Genomic DNA, 18759 nt, shown 5'->3' on the forward strand with positions numbered 1-18759 from the left:
AGGCAATTATGCCTGCTTTTTTTTCTTTATACAGCACAATAATAACGATTATTCTTCGTCGTCAATATCTGCATCGTCTTCTAAATCTGATTCTAGTGCTTCTGATAGACCCTCATTAACAATCACTTCATTAACTTCATCATCATCTAGCGCGTCATCTTCATCTTCAACACGTTGCAAACCAACCACCAGCTCGCCTTCTGTAGTACGGATCAAGGTAACACCTTGCGTATTACGTCCAACAATGCTGACTTCTGAAACGCGTGTACGAACTAAAGTACCCGCATTTGTAATCATCATTATTTGGTCAGTCTCTTCAACTTGGATCGCACCAACAACTTTACCATTACGTTCACTCACTTTAATTGAGATAACGCCTTGTGTTGCACGATTTTTCGTTGGGTATTCGCTTTGTACAGTTCGTTTACCATAACCATTTTCAGTAACAGTTAAGATATCACCTTCACCACGTGGGATTATCAGTGAAACGACAGTGTCGTTGTTCAGTTTCATACCACGAACACCCGTCGCAGTACGTCCCATAGGACGAACACAATCTTCTGCAAAGCGTACAACTTTACCATCTGCGGAGAACAGCATGACTTCATTAGTACCATCGGTTAAATCAACACCGATCAGTTCATCACCGTCATTTAAATTAACAGCGATGATACCCGCACTACGAGGACGGCTGAAATCTTTTAATGGTGTCTTTTTCACAGTCCCGCTAGCGGTCGCCATAAAGACAAACTTACCTTCTTCATACTCTCTTACAGGTAAGATAGCAGTAATACGTTCATTCTGTTCAAGAGGCAGTAAGTTAATAATAGGACGACCACGTGCACCACGGCTTGCTTCTGGTAACTGGTAAACTTTCATCCAGTAGAGGCGACCACGGCTTGAGAAACAAAGAATTGTGTCATGAGTATTAGCAACAAGTAGACGATCAATAAAGTCTTCTTCTTTAATTCTCGCTGCTGATTTACCCTTACCGCCACGACGTTGCGCTTCATAGTCAGTCAGTGGTTGATATTTCACGTAGCCCTGATGAGAAAGTGTCACAACAACATTTTCTTCATTGATCAAGTCTTCGATATTAATATCTGCTGTATTTTCGGTAATTTCTGTACGACGAGGATCGTTATATTGATCTTTAATCGCATTCAGCTCTTCACGAATAACTTCCATCAAACGTTCTGGGCTTTTCAGAATATGTAATAATTCAGCAATTTGAAGTAATAAATCACGATATTCATCTAACAGTTTTTCATGCTCAAGACCCGTTAGTTTCTGCAAACGCAGATCCAAAATAGCTTGTGCTTGTTGTTCTGTTAGATAGTATTTTCCTTCATGCACACCATATTGTGGTTCTAGCCATTCAGGGCGAGCAACATTGCTATCGCCAGCACGTTCTAACATTGCAGAAACGCTGCCTAAAGCCCAAGGTTGTGCAATTAAAGCGGCTTTTGCTTCTGCTGGCGTTGGCGCTTGACGGATCATTTCAATAACCGGGTCAATATTTGCCAACGCTATTGCAAGTGCTTCTAAGATATGAGCACGGTCGCGCGCTTTACGTAATTCAAAAATAGTACGACGAGTCACCACTTCACGACGGTGACGAATAAAGGCTGAAATAATTTCTTTCAGGTTTAACACTTTCGGTTGACCTTGATGCAGCGCAACCATGTTAATACCAAAAGAAACCTGCATCTGAGTCTGAGAGAATAAGTGATTTAGTACAACTTCACCAACAGCATCACGCTTAATTTCAACAACAATGCGCATACCATCTTTATCTGACTCATCACGTAATCCGCTAATGCCTTCAATACGTTTATCTTTAACAAGCTCTGCAATTTTTTCAATTAAGCGAGCTTTGTTCACCTGATAAGGAATTTCCGTCACGATAATTGTTTCGCGACCTGTTTTCTCATCAGTTTCTACATCAGCTTGTGCACGAATATAAATTTTTCCGCGCCCAGTACGGTAAGCATCTAAAATTCCCCTGCGGCCATTAATAATAGCGGCAGTAGGGAAATCAGGCCCCGTGATATGCTCCATCAATTCTTCAATAGAGATGTCTTCGTTATCAACATAAGCAAGACAGCCGTCGATAACTTCACCTAGGTTATGCGGAGGAATGTTTGTTGCCATCCCGACTGCGATACCTGAAGAACCATTGACTAATAAGTTTGGAATACGGGTTGGCATGACTGCCGGGATATGTTCTGTTCCATCATAGTTAGGAACAAAATCAACCGTTTCTTTTTCCAAATCCGCCAGCAGTTCATGGGCGATTTTCGCCATGCGAACTTCGGTATAACGCATTGCAGCCGCCGAGTCACCATCAACTGACCCGAAGTTACCCTGCCCGTCAACCAACATGTAACGCATAGAAAAAGGCTGTGCTAAACGAACTATCGTTTCATAAACAGCACTGTCACCGTGCGGGTGATATTTACCGATAACATCCCCAACAACACGGGCTGATTTTTTATAAGGTTTATTCCAATCGTTTCCTAATACATTCATCGCGAAAAGGACGCGACGGTGTACTGGCTTCAGTCCGTCTCGAACATCGGGTAATGCGCGTCCGACAATAACAGACATCGCATAATCCAAATATGAGCTTTTCAGCTCTTCTTCGATATTAACTGGTGTGATTTCTCTGGCAATGTCGCTCATGGAGCCACTGTCCCTCATACTACGGATTCAAAGGTGTAGAACTATACCACAAATCGCCAATTTTAGGAAAACTGAAACAACTAAATTAGTGATTCTTTCTCTATTCTCTTCGATTTCACTCTCTAACGTTGATAGAATCAGATCAATATGAAAATAGGAGTAATGCTTTCTGATGAATGATAAAACAACCTCTTTACATGCTAACGTGGATCAGCATGAAATCGACAAGTTTGAAAGTGTCGCATCACGGTGGTGGGATCTTGAAGGTGAATTTAAACCGCTACACCGCATTAACCCATTAAGGCTCAATTACATCCAAGAACGTGCAGATGGCTTATTTGGTAAAAAAGTGCTTGATGTCGGTTGTGGTGGTGGAATTTTATCTGAAAGTATGGCCTGTGTGGGTGCTGAAGTCACCGGCCTTGATATGGGTGCCGAACCGCTACAAGTTGCTCGTTTACACTCGCTTGAATCAGGTATTCCCGTTACCTATATACAGGATACGGTTGAAAATCATGCCCATGAAAACCCACAGACTTATGATGTTGTCACCTGCATGGAGATGTTAGAGCATGTTCCTGACCCTTCATCGGTCGTAAGAGCTTGCGCAAAACTGGTTAAACCTGGTGGTCATGTATTTTTCTCAACCATTAATCGCAATAAAAAAGCATGGTTTATGCTCGTAGTAGGTGCGGAGTATATTCTAAATATGGTACCTAAGGGCACACATGATGCTAATAAATTTATTCGCCCATCAGAGTTATTAAGTTGGGTCGATGAAACACAATTGAGTACCCAAAATATGATTGGGTTACATTATAATCCGATTTCTGACAAATTCCGATTAGCGCCTAACGTTGATGTTAACTATATGGTGCACACACATTCGACATATAACTCGAATTTATGAAACAGAAAGTTTGATTTGGTTTAATAAAACATCAAACGATCACATTTTTAAAAATTGACTTTGTCTCATTATCACTGTGAATTGCGTTTCTTACTGCCTGTATTTATGCAGGGTACAGGCAGTTGTTAAAAAATTTATCCCCCATTTATCCACAGAAACAATCAGATTTGTGCACTTGATCAATCGCGCAATTACCTTTATCTTGTTATCACCATTTGAACCAACCCCTATATATTGTGTTTCCTTAAATTTCACACCACAAGACTCCTTGACAATAATTGTCATCGGGAGCGTTTTTTTGCGGTATAAAATTTCAGGTAACACTTATGCAAGAAAGGTACATCGCTCATGAATCATAGCCTGCTCGTCACAAAACGTGATGGTCACAAAGAACGCATTGACTTAGACAAAATTCACCGTGTTATTACTTGGGCTGCTGAAGGCCTAGAAAATGTCTCAGTTTCTCAGGTTGAATTACGTTCTCAGATTCAGTTTTATGATGGTATCAAAACCGCTGATATCCATGAAACGCTAGTCAAAGCGGCTGCCGATTTGATCTCTGGTGAAACACCTGACTATCAATATTTAGCTGCTCGCCTTGCTGTATTTAACTTGCGTAAAAAAGCTTATGGCCAATTTGAGCCACCAGCACTGTTTGACCACGTTACAAAGTTGGTTAATTTAGGCAAATATGACCGTCATCTTCTTGAAGATTATACAAAAGAAGAATTTGAACAGATGAACGCCTTTATTGTTCATCAACGTGATATGAACTTCTCTTATGCTGCCGTAAAGCAATTAGAAGGTAAATATTTCGTTCAAAACCGCATTACTGGTGAAATTTACGAAAGTGCTCAATTTCTTTATGTATTAGTGGCAGCGTGCCTATTCTCTCGTTACCCAAAAAATACACGTATGGACTATATCGAGCGTTTTTATAATGCGATTTCAACCTTTAAAATCTCATTACCAACACCAATTATGGCCGGTGTAAGAACACCAACGCGTCAATTTAGCTCCTGTGTACTTATTGAATGCGATGATAGCCTCGATTCTATTAATGCGACGTCAAGTGCAATAGTAAAATATGTCTCTCAGCGTGCAGGTATTGGTATTAATGCAGGTCGAATACGTGCATTAGGCAGTGCTATTCGTAATGGTGAAGCATTCCATACCGGCTGTATTCCATTCTATAAACACTTCCAAACAGCGGTTAAATCTTGTTCACAAGGTGGTGTCCGTGGTGGTGCTGCAACACTGTTCTACCCATTATGGCATTTAGAAGTCGAAAGTTTATTAGTACTGAAAAATAACCGTGGTGTTGATGATAACCGTGTTCGCCATTTAGATTACGGCGTGCAATTAAACAAATTAATGTATGAACGTTTAATCAAAGGTCAGGATATTACGCTGTTCAGCCCTTCAGATGTGCCAGGTCTTTACGATGCCTTCTTTGCTGATCAAGACGAATTTGAACGTTTATACGTACAATATGAAAAAGATAAAAGCATCCGCCAAAAACAAATTAAAGCGGTGGAGCTATTCTCGTTAATGATGCAAGAACGTGCATCAACAGGCCGTATTTATCTGCAAAACGTTGACCATTGTAATACGCATAGCCCATTTGATCCGGCTGTGGCGCCAATTCGTCAATCTAATTTATGTTTAGAAATTGCGCTGCCAACAAAACCATTAAATGATATTAAAGATCCTGATGGTGAAATTGCATTATGTACGCTCTCGGCATTTAACTTAGGTGCAATTGAAAATCTTGATGATTTAGAAGAGTTAGCTCGTTTAGCGGTTCGCTCACTTGATGCGCTGTTAGATTACCAAGACTACCCAATTGAAGCCGCAAGAAAAGGGGCAATGGGTCGTCGTACATTAGGTATTGGTGTTATTAACTTTGCTTATTATTTAGCAAAACATGGCGTACGTTACTCAGATGGTAGTGCAAATAACATTACACATCGTGCGTTTGAAGCCATTCAATACTATTTATTAAAAGCATCAAATGAATTAGCGAAAGAACAAGGCGCATGCCCGTGGTTTAATGAGACAACTTATTCAGAAGGTATCTTACCTATCGATACCTATAAAAAATCATTAGATGTACTCACTAACGAGCCATTACATTACGATTGGGAAGGTTTACGTAAAGAGATCAAAACTCACGGTTTACGTAACTCAACGTTATCTGCATTGATGCCATCAGAAACATCATCACAGATTTCAAACGCAACCAATGGTATTGAGCCACCTCGTGGTTACATCAGCATCAAAGCATCAAAAGATGGTATCTTGCGCCAAGTTGTTCCTGAGTATGAACGCTTAAAAGGTTCTTACGAGTTACTATGGCAAATGCCAAGTATCGAGGGTTACTTACAGTTAGTTGGTATTATGCAAAAATTTGTTGACCAAGCAATTTCGGCAAACACTAACTACGATCCTACTCGTTTCCCAAGCGGTAAGGTTCCAATGAATCAACTGCTGAAAGATTTGCTGCTCGCTTACAAATATGGTGTGAAAACACTTTATTATCACAATACCCGCGATGGTGCAGATGATGTACAGGGTGATCTGGAAGAAGTCGTTGAGGCTGAAGATTCAGATTGTGAAGGCGGCGCGTGTAAAATTTAATTGAGGAAGCTATGTCTTATACTACTTTTTCACAAGTTAAAAATGATCAACTTCAGGAGCCCATGTTTTTTGGGCAGCCTGTTAACGTAGCCCGTTATGATCAACAGAAATACCCTATTTTTGAGAAATTGATTGAAAAACAGCTCTCTTTTTTCTGGCGTCCAGAAGAGGTAGACGTTTCTCGTGATCGTATCGACTATAATGCGTTACCCGATCATGAAAAACACATTTTTATTAGTAATTTGAAATACCAAACATTGCTTGATTCCATTCAAGGTAGAAGTCCTAACGTAGCATTTTTACCACTGATTTCTATTCCTGAATTGGAAACTTGGGTTGAAACATGGTCTTTCTCTGAAACTATTCACTCACGTTCTTATACGCATATTATTCGTAATATTGTTAACGATCCTTCTGTTGTCTTCGACGATATTGTTGAAAATGAAGAAATCTTAAAACGTGCGCGCGATATTTCTTCTTACTATGACGAGTTAATTCGCTTAACCAACCTTTATCACATGTATGGTGAAGGCGATCATCAAGTAAAAGGCAAAGTCGTTAACGTGACATTACGCAAATTAAAGAAACAACTTTATTTGTGCCTGATGAGTGTTAATGCGTTAGAAGCAATCCGTTTTTATGTTAGCTTTGCTTGTTCTTTCGCGTTTGCAGAACGTGAATTAATGGAAGGTAATGCGAAAATCATTAAATTGATTGCTCGTGATGAAGCCTTACATTTAACAGGGACTCAGCATATGCTGAACCTACTACGCTCTGGTCAGGATGATCCTGAAATGGCGGAGATCGCGGCTGAGTGTGAACAAGAGTGTTATGATCTTTTTGTTGAAGCCGCAGAACAAGAAAAAGAATGGGCTGAATACTTATTCTCTGAAGGCTCAATGATTGGTTTAAATAAAGATATTCTTTGTCAGTATGTTGAATATATTACCAATATTCGTATGCAAGCTGTCGGTCTGAAATTGCCTTTCAAAGGTCGTTCAAATCCTATTCCATGGATTAATGCATGGTTAGTTTCAGACAACGTACAAGTTGCACCACAAGAAGTTGAAGTAAGTTCTTATCTTGTTGGTCAAATCGACTCACAAGTTGACACTGACGACTTAAGTAGTTTTGAGTTGTAATAACACTGAGAATTAACACTGATAACGTTATGGCTTCTCATAAAGTGACCCTGCATCAGCAGGGTCTTTCAACACCGCTAGAATTCTGTTCTGATTCTCATCCTTCTTTACTTGAAACATTAGAACACGGAAAAATTCAAGTCGAATATCAATGCCGAGAAGGTTATTGCGGCTCTTGTCGCTTACGATTAGTTAAAGGAAAAGTTTGCTACCGTAATGAACCTTTAGCATTTATTCAAGCTGATGAAATCCTGCCTTGTAGTTGCCACCCTATTAGTGATATTGAAATCGAAATTTGCTCTGAATAATTTGAATTATCTTAATTTTCCACTTTTTTCTAACACTCTTATATATCCTTGACTAAAGTTAAATTACAGGATTAAAAAAGGAAGAAATATTATGAAATTCAATTCTATTATCTCAGTTGTTGCCATTTCAGCGTCACTATTACTCGTTGCGGGTTGTTCATCACCACAAAAAATAGAAACGGTTAATGGTCAAACTATCCTAACTACAGACAAAGTTGAGATAAATGAAGCCACTGGGTTAATTACGTATAAAGATGCAGAAACAGGCAAAGTACAACAAATTAACCGTGATCAGATAAGACGTATGGTAGAGCTTGACGATTAATCTCTTTGACGAGTCTTCTCCATTAAAAACGCCAATAAAAAATAATATTGGCGTTTTTTATTTCCCCCTTCTTTTTTGTAAACATAAATTTACATCTATCGTAATTAAAATTTGACAGAAATTTACCATTCTTATACTCTTCATTTTAAATAAATAAAACAGTTGGAATAACAGAGGATTTTGTGAAAAATCGCACTATAGGTAGTGTCTTTATTGTTGCAGGAACAACAATTGGGGCTGGGATGCTAGCAATGCCACTTGCTGCTGTGGGTATTGGCTTTAGCACCATCATACTATTACTTATTGGCTTGTGGCTTTTAATGAGCTACACCGCACTGTTACTTGTTGAAGTTTATCAACATAACGATCCTCATACGGGTCTTGGTTCAATTGCTAAACGCTATCTCGGTGCAGGTGGGCAATTGGTCACAGGCTTAGCACTACTGCTGTTGATGTATGCCTTAACAACCGCCTATATCAGTGGTGCGGGGGAATTACTCTCTGCAACAATATCCTCTTGGATTGGCAAACCGGTTTCTGTTACACAAGGTATTATTATCTTTACAGTGATTGGAGGGGCTGTAGTAGGAATTGGTACAACATCTGTTGATATGATTAACCGCCTGCTATTTACCGCTAAAGTAATCTTTTTAATCTTTATGCTAGTGGTTATGCTACCTCATGTAGAAACTGTCAATTTAACCTCTATGCCTGTTGCTCATGGGTTAATTTTATCGGCTATCCCCGTTATTTTTACTTCGTTTGGCTTTCATGGCAGCGTGCCAAGTATTGTTAGCTATATGAATGGTGATATTAAAAAGCTGCGCATTATCTTTATTATTGGTAGTGCTATTCCATTAGTTGCTTATATTTTATGGCAGCTAGCGACTCTGGGAGCCATTCCTACAAATACGTTTATGGGAATTATGGCGCAACAATCTGGCTTAAATGGCCTGTTAACTGCGATCCGAGATGTTGTTGCAACGCCTCGTGTTAATATTGCAGTAAACTTATTTGCCGCATTAGCGCTAGCGACTTCTTTCCTTGGTGTTGCGCTAGGCTTATTTGACTACTTAGCAGACCTCTTTAAGCGCAGCAATCGAGCCACTGGCCGCGTACAGTCTGGTTTACTTACTTTTGTGCCACCGTTACTTTGCGCGCTTTACTTTCCTAACTTTGTACAAGCATTAGCTTATGCTGCTATTGCACTCTCTATTTTAGCACTTTTGTTGCCCGCATTATTAGTTTGGAAAGTAAGACAACAACAACACGCAGATAAGCAATATAGAGTGAAAGGCGGAAAACCTGCCCTTACTATCGTGTTTATCTGTGGTTTGATTGTTATTGGTATCCAAATTGCAATTACTTTCGGCTTATTACCACAAGTAGGTTAATTGCTAAATGATGCCCATAAAAAAACAGGTGTTGCTATCAACACCTGTTTTTTTATTGTGTTATATCAATGCGAAAGAACTAATTAAAAATAACGTCTAATTAGAAACTTAAACCTGCACCAACATAGAAACCATCGGCCAATTTGTTGTTGGCTCTGTTATGCGCGTTTTCAATCTCAATAACACGATAACCCGCATTAACTTGTAACGGTTTAAATACAGTGTATCGAGCGCCAACATCAGCTTCATAATACGATTTGCTGCCTGACGTTAAGCCTTCAGGAGAAGCGTAAGCCTCGCCATACACACTGAGAGAAGGGAATACATTCCAGTTAAGCCCAACGCCCCCTGCTAAAGCCGCCCCATCATCACCATTCTTAGGCGATAAATAAAGCGCTTTACCTCCGACACTTGCAGAGAATGGACCTAAAGGCAATGCGAATTTTGCGCCTAAACTACCCATTTGACCATCATGATCACTACGTGCCCAGTTTCCATTAAAAGAGAACCCTGAATTAGCATCACCTAATCCAGCCTGAACATCAGTGTAATGTTTGCCAGCTTGAATATTCATTGATGCCGCGTTAGCGGTTCCTGTAATCAAGAAGACACTTGCCACTCCGGCCAATAAATATTTTTTCATCATTATTACCCCAGCAAATAATTATCCTAATTTATAATTATACTATAAATACACAAAATTAATTTACTTCAATTTGAAAGGTAATCTCCAGAATTTTCAATCTATGTAAATAAGTTACGGCTATCAATGGTATTGGTCTAATTGGTTTTATTTATAATCTTGATGTTGCTAAAGTGGAATTCCAGCTGAAATTAACCATAATAAATATAAGGCTGTTCGCTTAGTTTTATTCGCACATGCTATTTTTTTAGAACGTTCATAGTTTCATAAACTGGAGAAATGTGATGGAAAAGAAAAAGCTCACAACGGCGTCGGGTGCACCAGTTGTAGATAATAATAACGTAATGACAGCAGGCCCTCGTGGTCCTATGTTACTACAAGATGTCTGGTTTTTAGAAAAGTTAGCCCATTTTGATCGTGAAGTTATTCCTGAAAGACGTATGCATGCCAAGGGATCCGGTGCTTTCGGTACATTTACTGTTACTCACGATATCACCAAATATACTCGCGCAAAGATTTTCTCTAAAGTAGGTAAAAAAACAGAGATGTTTGGTCGTTTTTCAACTGTAGCGGGTGAACGTGGTGCGGCTGATGCAGAGCGAGATATTCGTGGTTTTGCATTGAAGTTTTACACCGAAGAAGGTAACTGGGACATGGTAGGTAACAATACCCCAGTATTTTATCTTCGTGACCCATTAAAATTTCCTGATTTAAACCACGTTGTAAAACGTGACCCTCGAACCAATCTGCGCAATCCAGCCTATAAATGGGATTTCTTCTCTCATTTACCAGAATCATTACACCAATTAACTATTGATATGAGCGACCGCGGATTACCACAGAGCTATCGTTTTGTGCATGGTTTTGGTAGCCATACCTATAGCTTTATCAATAAAAACAATGAGCGTTTCTGGGTTAAATTCCATTTTCGTTGCCAACAAGGCATTAAAAATTTAATGGATGACCAAGCTGAAATGCTGGTAGGTACTGATAGAGAAAGTTCACAACGCGACTTATATGAAGCAATTGAACGTGGTGATTACCCTCGCTGGAATTTACAAGTTCAAATTATGCCAGAAAAAGAAGCATCAACGGTTCCTTATAATCCATTTGATTTAACTAAAGTATGGCCACATGCAGATTATCCATTAATTGATGTTGGTTATTTCGAGTTAAATCGTAATCCAGAAAACTACTTTTCTGATGTAGAACAGGCGGCATTTAGTCCTGCGAATATTGCCCCTGGTATCGGATTCTCTCCTGATAAAATGTTACAAGGTCGCCTATTCTCTTATGGTGATGCGCATCGTTACCGTTTAGGTGTAAACCATCATCAAATTCCGGTTAATGCACCAAAATGCCCATTCCATAACTATCATCGCGATGGCGCAATGCGTATTGATGGTAATAGTGGCAGTGGCATTACCTACGAACCTAATAATGGTGGGATGTTCCAAGAGCAACCTAATTTTAAAGAGCCGCCATTATCGCTAGAAGGTGCAGCAGATCACTGGAATCATCGCGAAGATGAAGACTATTTCAGCCAACCTCGTGCACTTTATGAATTATTGAGTGATGAAGAACATCAACGCATGTTTGCTCGTATTGCAGGCGAATTATCACAAGCCAGCAAAGATACTCAAAAACGTCAAATTGCCCTATTTAAGAAAGTACATCCTGAATATGGTGCTGGCGTTGAAAAAGCTATCAAAGCATTAGTCAAAAAAGACGCTAAATAATGGAATAATAAGAAGCCCTGTGAGCAACTCGGCTCCTATGCCTCTAGTTAAAAGCTAGGGGCATATTTTTATATAAAAAAGAGTTAATTATGTGAATTAAAGACTTTTACTTTAGTATTAATTCGTTTAAAAACATTTTTTCCTTCTGTGGATTTATTTTTATCTATCTGAAAAACCCCTAGAAACCGATATAATACTCGGTTAAGTTCATCTCGAGAATGAGCCATAACAATACGATAATCCCAATCTTCGACATAATTGTTATTGGCTTCAAGACTCTTCTCAATGATCCATTCACCATCAAGAGAAAGCTCATTATCCCAAACACCTGCTTTATAAAGACGAGGAAACCACACCATTGTACGACCAGATAACCCTATCGCTTTTACAACCTTTTCAGGTAATTTCCAACTACCAGATTGGTGATGCCCTTTATTAATATAACCAAAGCATTCTAAAGCATCGCGATGGTAGCGAAAAATAGTATGTGGCCCAACTTCCATAACGCCTGCATTTATATGGCGCTCAGCTGTATATTGTGCGCTATAATCCCAAGGTATAAACTTCTTTTGCGCCTTTAACTTTTCTTTAGTGCCTATAAGCAACTTAACAAATTCATCTATACTGGCATTGAGCTGTTCTATAGTTACGTTGCTAGCAGAGATCCGTTTTTCACTAAAACCAGTCGCTTCAATAATATCAAGTCGCTTCATTGCATCTGCTTTTTTAGCTTCATCACTATTGTGATGATCTTCATCTATTTCCAAATACAGACCAAATTGCGGAAAGAATAAATCAGCAAGATATATTTTATCTGAAGAATCTGCTTTTCGAATACATTGCTGACAAATAAACTCAATTTCAAGATCATCTAGTTTGTGAAATATGCGATTAATAACATAATGTTCCCATCTTTTTTTATTAATCTTTGAAAGAGAACGTAAAATATAATCTGTTTTACTCATATAATTATAACGCCAATAATTATGATAAGTTGAACAAAATATTCAACACTGAATGAAGATCAATAATATTTATCTATCAACAAATTAATCTATCTTTTACCCATTTTTGCACTTGCTTACGAGAAATTTTAATTCCCCCATTTTTTAGACTATCAGGGAGTTGTAAACAAGCAACGGGTCGTTGAAATCCGGCCAAACGAGAATGATACCATTGAGGCAACTGATTAACCGTATCAATATCAGCATCAATCACAGCGACAGGACGCTGCCCAAACTCAGCATCATCGATAGGTACAATAAATGATTGACTTATTTTGGGATGAGTATTAAGAATTTTTTCAATATCTTCAGGTTGAATACCTTCACCGGCACTAAAGAAAAGGTTATCTAAACGCCCTAAAATGCACCATTCATCTGCGCTAAAACATCCTTTATCTCTTGTTGAATACCAATCATCGGCGGTTAATGATAAGGGATTTAATTTTCCATTAAACCAATAACCTAAAGCAACACTATCTGATTTAATTTGAATTTCATTATCTACTAGTCTGACCGCTTTACCTTTAAGTGGAAGCCCTACTCCCGCTTTGCCATCAGCGCGTTTAGCACATACCGTCGATGCCATTTCTGTCATACCATAACCGCACCAGCATTGAATACCCCATTTTTCTGCGGCTTGAGTTAATTCAATGGGGATCATAGCGCCTCCCAATAAAACAGATTTTAAGGTAATAAGTTGGTGCTTATCTTGATGACTGTTTTGATGATTGTCTTGGTGTAATAAGCGCCAAAGCTGTGTTGGTACTAAAGAAGCATGACTACAACCTTGTAAAGCATCAGTTAATGGATGCATAGCACGAACAACGAGTGTGGCACCGCGCAATAGCCAGCGCCAAAATATTCCTTGCCCTGAGACATGAAAAAGAGGCAAAGAAAGCAACCAGCGATCACCTTTATTAAAAGGCATTAACGATAAAACACCTTCGGCACTGCAAAGGTGCGCATTAAAAGTGTGAACAGCCGCTTTAGGTAAACCCGATGAACCTGAGGTAAGAATAAGGGTTGCCATACGATTAGTATCCCATTCAACAGCTGAAGTTATTGCTGCTTGCTGCTCAAATGCATTCTCATCATAGGCAATACCGTCTAAATCTAGTAATACTGCATCGAATTGAAGCTGAGGAAGACTAAAATCAGCATAAAAATCAATACTAAGATGAGGTAGTAAATCATCTAGCAACGATTCTGGTAATTGGGGATTTAGCGGTAAAACTTTAGCACCACACTGAAAAGCGGCTAACAAGGCAAAAATAAAATGAATATGGTTTTTACCCCTTAACAAAATAGTTTGTTGAGGTCGAACACCTTGTTTATAAAATTTTTGTGCTAATACATTGATATGACATACTAATTGCTGCCACGATATTGGCTGATTGTCAGCAATAATCGCCGTTTCATTTGGGCATAATTCAGCCCAATATTGCCACGGCGATAGCTTAAATTGAACTACTGCTGCCATGTTATCTCAAGTTGCTCAAGAGAGATAAGAGGGATGTCAACATTTGGCCACGGTTTAACGAGTTGCTGTTTTATCAGATCAACCGTATCTAACCCTGGAATTGCATTTGGTGTTAACCACTGAGCAATACGCGCTAATTGAGAAAGACCAAAACTGCTTTCAATACTTGAGCTAATAATAGCCTCTAACCCCAAAGCATGTGCTTGTGATACTAAAGACTGGCATCGTTCAAGGCTGCCAACCAGTGTTGGCTTGATAACAATTGCCGTAACACCTGCTTGAGGCTTTATTTCGAAACCGTCATCTCGTACTGTTTCATCCCACGCAATGCTAATCCCAGTTTCTTGAGAGAATGCCAATGACTCAGCTGGCGTTTTGCAAGGCTCTTCTAAAAAAGCGATACGATCACGCCATTGTGGATTAACATATTTAGCAAAACTTTCGGCTTTAGCAGGAGTCCAGCTTCGATTAGCATCAAGCCTTAGTTTTAAATCAGGGATCGCTTCTAATAGAAGATTTACCACGATACCGTCACGAACAGCTTCATATAGACCCACTTTGACTTTAGCTACTTTTTCGCCTTCCATTTCATTCAGGCTTAAAATTAAGTCATCAGGATCACCATTACATAATGGTGCTGCACGATAATTTGCTGCTTGAGGTAAAGTCTCAGCTAATTCAGCTAGTGCACAACTTATACCAAATGCAACACTAGGTAACTCGCTTTCTGCTGGGTTTTCACCTTTGCACCATGCGGATAACCAAGCGATAGCACAAGCCTGAGCTTCAGGTAACGTTTCGCGGCTAAATTCAGGAAGAGGAGCAATTTCGCCCCAGCCTTGTTTGCCATCCTGCTCTAAACAGACAAGAAAACCATCTCGAGTTTTCAGCCTTTGATAGCGCAGAACAACGCCTGCCTCCATAGGCAGGCTGAATGAATAGAGTTTTACGTTTCGCATTATGGATTACGTTTAAATTTAGAGAAATCAGGTTGGCGTTTTTCGTTAAACGCATTACGTCCTTCTTGACCTTCATCAGTCATATAGAACAACATAGTTGCATTACCCGCTAATTCTTGAAGACCTGCTTGGCCATCACAGTCCGCATTTAATGCCGCTTTTAAGCAGCGTAATGCCATTGGGCTATTTTCAAGCATTTCACGGCACCAACGCACCGTTTCTTTCTCAAGATCTGCATAAGGTACAACAGTGTTAACGAGGCCCATTTCCAGTGCTTCCTTTGCATCGTACTGACGACATAAGAACCAAATTTCACGCGCTTTTTTCTGCCCCACGATACGAGCCATATAAGAAGCACCCCAGCCACCATCGAATGAACCGACTTTTGGCCCTGTTTGACCAAAAATAGCATTTTCAGCAGCAATGGTTAAATCACACATCATATGCAGAACATGACCACCACCAATGGAATACCCCGCCACCATCGCAACTACAGGCTTTGGACAAGTACGTATTTGACGCTGGAAATCTAATACATTCAGGTGATGTGTACCGCTGTCATCACGGTATCCGCCGTAATCGCCACGAATTTTTTGATCACCACCAGCACAGAATGCTTTTTCACCTGCCCCCGTTAAAATGATCGTACCAATACCATCATCATAACGTGCATCAGCTAATGCTTGGATCATCTCTTTGACAGTCAAAGGGCGGAAAGCATTACGCACTTGTGGGCGGTTAATCGTAATTTTCGCGATGCCATCAGTCGATTTATGGTAAAGAATATCTTCAAAATCGCCTGAACAATCTTGCCATTCTATCGGTGCATACAGCTTTTCTTCGCTCGGATAAAGCATAATTAGGTTCCTTTAACCAAAGAGGGATAAAATATGGTTTATCACCGCAGCATAAGCAACAGGCTGAGCCTGATGGGCGTTATGGCCAGCGTGCGGGATAGTCGTTAATGGCAGCGAATATTGCTGCGCTATAGTCTGAAATTTCTTATCTTTCTCACCACATAGCCAAATAAAAGGTAAAGTGAGTTGTTGCAATTCTGCCACCAGCCAAGGTTGATGACCTAATGAAAGACATTCAAGGCTTTCTGCAATACAAAAACCTGCATTGCGGCTACGTTTTTCTATGAGTAACTGACGTTTTTCATCACTTAAATCTGCAAATACGGGCTGCTGATACCACTGTTCTAATATTTTGGTTATTGGTTCATCGCGAAATCGCTGAGCCCATCGCATATCATGTGCAATTCTATTTTGTCGTTCACTGGCATCATATAAGCCGGGGTTTCCCCCTTCAACAATAAGTCCCATTAATCCTGTAGTATCACCAAAACATGCGTGATACATCGCAATTCTGCCACCCAATGAGTAACCAATTAGCCAATAATGCGTAATATCTTCAGTTTTTAATGTTTCAGTCAGTAATGCACTCACCTCAACAAAATTTTTAGCACCGATTGACGCTGAATCACCATGCCGTGGTAAATCAATCACTAAAGAGGGGTATTCATGACAAGCAGCAATCACTGGCTCCCATTCATCTCCCTCTCCTAATAGCCCATGTAACCAGACTAACCAAGGCCCTTCATTATGGGTATTATATCTCCGACATGCTAAAGTCATGAGCTGTCACCTGTTTAACTAGCTGATTTAATGTTTGGGCACCATCAGTGTCATTAACAATTAATTCGATTAATGTGGTTTCTGCGCCACCAGCCCAACATTGTTGAACGGTAGAAAATAATGCATCCCAATCAGTAGGTGAGGCATAATTCAGACCAAACATAGCGGCTGCGTGCTTAAAGTTTAGAGAGTGAGGCATACAATAAAAACGCTCTCGTTGTATCGCCGGTGTTGGCAACATAGAGAATATCTGCCCACCATTATTATTCACCACAATAATAACATTCGGCGCATAAATTTGACGATGCAAGGCTAAACTATTTAAGTCATATAATGCAGATAAATCACCAAGAATGGTTAAAGTGGGTTTTTCTGTTGCTCTATGCACACCCGCTGCTGTTGAAAGTAGACCATCAATACCACTTGCACCTCGGTTACTCATTACAGGATAACCTTGAGGTAAAACACCTAACGCATCAATTAACCTAACAATAAGACTATTGCCAACAAATAATTGTCCGTCTTTAGGAAGTAATGTGCTTAATTTATGAGCTACTTGTGCTTCACCAAAATTTTGTGTGGCTTGTTTCACTTGCTGATACGTCTGTTTAGCTATTTCAGTTAATGCTGTAGCCCAAGGCAAATTATCTACAGCAGAATGCGCCGCTAACCATTGTAATGGGGATACAGTAAATTTCTCACCTTGATGATGTCCTGGATCTAAACGCCCCGCAATAGCATCTATTATCCAATAATTTTTTGGCGAGCAACCAACTTGCCACTGTAATAATCGTTTACCGGTTAAACTTGAGCCAAATTGAATAACAATTTCAGCTTGGTTTAATAATGATTTTGCTTGAGGATTATTTAGCCATAAATCAGCGCAAGGTAACGGCTGCCCTGTTTGAGAAAGTACATCACTTAATAAAGGCCAACCTAATTGAGATGCCCATTTAGCAACTTCAATACCTTCTTGGGCGCTGACCCTTCCAGCAATAACGACGCCTTTTTTCTGGCATAATCTATGCCATTGAGGATGCGTTGCTGCCGATAATGTTATTGTTTCTTGTAACCAAGGGTGATAATTTTGCCACCACTCACCTAATGCATCACTCCACGGGCAAGCATTTGCGTCATCATAACCATATAAAGGTTCGGCAAAAGGACAATTGACATGCAGAGCACCATGCACAAGCTCATTCATGGCATTATCAACCGTAGAAACAAGCCAACTTGCTGAAATATCGGAGGTTGGCCTTGGTAATGAAAGTGTTTTGGATGGATGACTTGCGAAAATACCTTGCTGACGAATGGCTTGATTCGCGCCACAATCAATAAGTTCAGGTGGTCTATCTGCAGTAAGGAAAACAAGGCGTTCGCCGGTTAATCCGGCCTCAATAAGAGCGGGATATAAATTAGCAACCGCCGTGCCTGATGTCACAATAACAGCAACGGGCTCTTGTGTTGCTTTAGCTAAACCTAACGCTAAATGCCCTAATCCGCGTTCATCAAAATGTGTATGACAAATCAACTTGCTATTATTAGCGGCAGCAAGTGTTAAAGGTGTTGAACGAGATCCAGGAGCAATACAGATATGGCGCAAACCATGGCGAGTCAAAGCTTCAAGTATAACTTTAGCCCATTGGCGATTAAACGAACTATTAGACATTGATCATCCCAACAACGAAAACTTACAATTGCTATTATAATATCTGTTCCTAAATACTTTTCCTTAGCCTAGTTCAATGAACAGAAGTTTTCGTTAAATAAATAGTGAAAGAAAACACTCATAGGAGTGCATTATTTAGGCTAAGTACTCAACATATTTTAAGTTAATGTATTTTTCTTTCGTCAACAGTATAAATAAATAGCACTAATTCTCTCAAGAATAGC

15 protein-coding genes are annotated in these 18759 nt (G+C 39.7%); 7 read left to right on the top strand and 8 right to left on the bottom strand.

What is annotated here, in order from left to right; genetic code table 11:
• Positions 1-48: 48 nt before the first annotated feature.
• Positions 49-2685, bottom strand: a complete 2637-nt coding sequence (gyrA, locus tag PH4a_RS00365) for a DNA topoisomerase (ATP-hydrolyzing) subunit A (protein WP_129036909.1) — start codon at positions 2683-2685, stop codon at positions 49-51.
• A 172-nt stretch (positions 2686-2857) separates the two neighbouring features.
• Between gyrA and ubiG the strand changes: the two genes are divergently transcribed.
• The 6 genes from ubiG (at position 2858) to tyrP (ending at position 9404) form a co-directional block, all read left to right on the top strand.
• Positions 2858-3595 carry a bifunctional 2-polyprenyl-6-hydroxyphenol methylase/3-demethylubiquinol 3-O-methyltransferase UbiG gene (gene ubiG, locus PH4a_RS00370; protein ID WP_129036911.1) on the top strand — a complete coding sequence of 246 codons (738 nt, stop codon included), beginning with the start codon at positions 2858-2860 and terminating at the stop codon, positions 3593-3595.
• Between the two features lie 348 nt (positions 3596-3943).
• Positions 3944-6235: a class 1a ribonucleoside-diphosphate reductase subunit alpha gene (gene nrdA / locus PH4a_RS00380; RefSeq protein WP_064720439.1), complete on the top strand. Its 2292-nt coding sequence runs from the start codon at positions 3944-3946 to the stop codon at positions 6233-6235.
• A gap of 11 nt (positions 6236-6246) precedes the next feature.
• The gene (gene nrdB, locus PH4a_RS00385; RefSeq protein ID WP_064720440.1) at positions 6247-7377 is read left to right on the top strand and encodes a class Ia ribonucleoside-diphosphate reductase subunit beta; all 1131 of its coding nucleotides are present in this window, start codon (positions 6247-6249) and stop codon (positions 7375-7377) included.
• A gap of 29 nt (positions 7378-7406) precedes the next feature.
• Complete coding sequence (gene yfaE, locus PH4a_RS00390) at positions 7407-7685, top strand: class I ribonucleotide reductase maintenance protein YfaE (protein ID WP_129036915.1); 279 nt, start codon at positions 7407-7409, stop codon at positions 7683-7685.
• A gap of 91 nt (positions 7686-7776) precedes the next feature.
• Positions 7777-8010, top strand: a complete 234-nt coding sequence (locus tag PH4a_RS00395; RefSeq protein ID WP_064720442.1) for a YgdI/YgdR family lipoprotein — start codon at positions 7777-7779, stop codon at positions 8008-8010.
• 182 nt (positions 8011-8192) lie between these two features.
• Positions 8193-9404, top strand: a complete 1212-nt coding sequence (tyrP, locus tag PH4a_RS00400; protein ID WP_129036917.1) for a tyrosine transporter TyrP — start codon at positions 8193-8195, stop codon at positions 9402-9404.
• Positions 9405-9504: 100 nt separating this feature from the next.
• Here the strand turns inward: tyrP and PH4a_RS00405 are convergent, their stop codons facing one another.
• Positions 9505-10047, bottom strand: coding sequence for a YfaZ family outer membrane protein (locus tag PH4a_RS00405; RefSeq protein WP_064720471.1), 543 nt, complete (start codon positions 10045-10047; stop codon positions 9505-9507).
• A gap of 284 nt (positions 10048-10331) precedes the next feature.
• On the opposite strand from PH4a_RS00405, the gene PH4a_RS00410 reads away from it, so the two are divergent.
• Positions 10332-11786 carry a catalase gene (locus PH4a_RS00410; RefSeq protein ID WP_129036919.1) on the top strand — a complete coding sequence of 485 codons (1455 nt, stop codon included), beginning with the start codon at positions 10332-10334 and terminating at the stop codon, positions 11784-11786.
• 83 nt (positions 11787-11869) lie between these two features.
• Here the strand turns inward: PH4a_RS00410 and PH4a_RS00415 are convergent, their stop codons facing one another.
• The 6 genes from PH4a_RS00415 to menD all read right to left on the bottom strand — a co-directional run bounded on the left by PH4a_RS00415 (position 11870) and on the right by menD (position 18535).
• Positions 11870-12751, bottom strand: a complete 882-nt coding sequence (locus PH4a_RS00415; RefSeq protein ID WP_129036921.1) for an AbaSI family restriction endonuclease — start codon at positions 12749-12751, stop codon at positions 11870-11872.
• Positions 12752-12827: 76 nt separating this feature from the next.
• Positions 12828-14270 (bottom strand): o-succinylbenzoate--CoA ligase, encoded by a 1443-nt coding sequence (gene menE / locus PH4a_RS00420; RefSeq protein WP_129036923.1) that lies wholly within the window; start codon positions 14268-14270, stop codon positions 12828-12830.
• On the bottom strand, positions 14258-15229 hold the full coding sequence (gene menC / locus PH4a_RS00425) for an o-succinylbenzoate synthase (RefSeq protein ID WP_129036925.1): 972 nt from the start codon (positions 15227-15229) through the stop codon (positions 14258-14260). Before menC ends, menE begins: the two co-directional genes overlap by 13 nt.
• On the bottom strand, positions 15229-16086 hold the full coding sequence (gene menB, locus PH4a_RS00430; protein ID WP_129036927.1) for a 1,4-dihydroxy-2-naphthoyl-CoA synthase: 858 nt from the start codon (positions 16084-16086) through the stop codon (positions 15229-15231). Before menB ends, menC begins: the two co-directional genes overlap by 1 nt.
• 12 nt (positions 16087-16098) lie before the next feature.
• Complete coding sequence (gene menH, locus PH4a_RS00435; protein WP_129036929.1) at positions 16099-16866, bottom strand: 2-succinyl-6-hydroxy-2,4-cyclohexadiene-1-carboxylate synthase; 768 nt, start codon at positions 16864-16866, stop codon at positions 16099-16101.
• Positions 16841-18535: a 2-succinyl-5-enolpyruvyl-6-hydroxy-3-cyclohexene-1-carboxylic-acid synthase gene (gene menD / locus PH4a_RS00440; protein ID WP_129036931.1), complete on the bottom strand. Its 1695-nt coding sequence runs from the start codon at positions 18533-18535 to the stop codon at positions 16841-16843. The genes menH and menD overlap by 26 nt, the downstream gene beginning before the upstream one ends.
• Positions 18536-18759 lie beyond the last annotated feature (224 nt).

Source organism: Proteus hauseri (assembly GCF_004116975.1).
In the GTDB taxonomy this organism is placed as follows: domain Bacteria; phylum Pseudomonadota; class Gammaproteobacteria; order Enterobacterales; family Enterobacteriaceae; genus Proteus; species Proteus hauseri.